Source organism: Leucobacter japonicus (assembly GCF_001273855.1).
Lineage (GTDB): Bacteria > Actinomycetota > Actinomycetes > Actinomycetales > Microbacteriaceae > Leucobacter > Leucobacter japonicus.
This window is the reverse complement of the sequence record NZ_JHBX01000072.1, coordinates 1-271: the sequence shown is the minus strand read 5'-3', so window position 1 is coordinate 271 and position 271 is coordinate 1. Positions and strand designations below refer to the sequence as shown.

Below are 271 nucleotides of genomic sequence, written 5' to 3'. Positions count from 1 at the left end.
GATGAGCACCTTACGAGCTTTCATCGCCTCGACGACCTGCTTCGCGAGCTGCGGAGCGGGCTCGCCGTCCACGGCGAAATCGAGCCCCAGGAACATGCCGACGCCCTTGGCCGAGCGCACGAAGTCGTAGCGCGCGGCGAACTCCCGGAAGCGCGCGGCTGCCTCGTCGCCGAGGGTCTTCGCCCGCGCCATGAGCTGCTCCTCCTCCATCTCGAGCAGCACGGCCTCGCCGACGGCGGCCGAGACCGGGTTGCCCGCGAAGGTGTTGAAG

The 271-nt window shown here is 69.4% G+C and carries 1 protein-coding gene; it reads right to left on the bottom strand.

The window, feature by feature from the left end:
* Positions 1–271, bottom strand: a 271-nt coding sequence (locus AMS67_RS00245) for an aminotransferase class III-fold pyridoxal phosphate-dependent enzyme (protein ID WP_156316468.1), incomplete at both ends; no start/stop codon positions are given.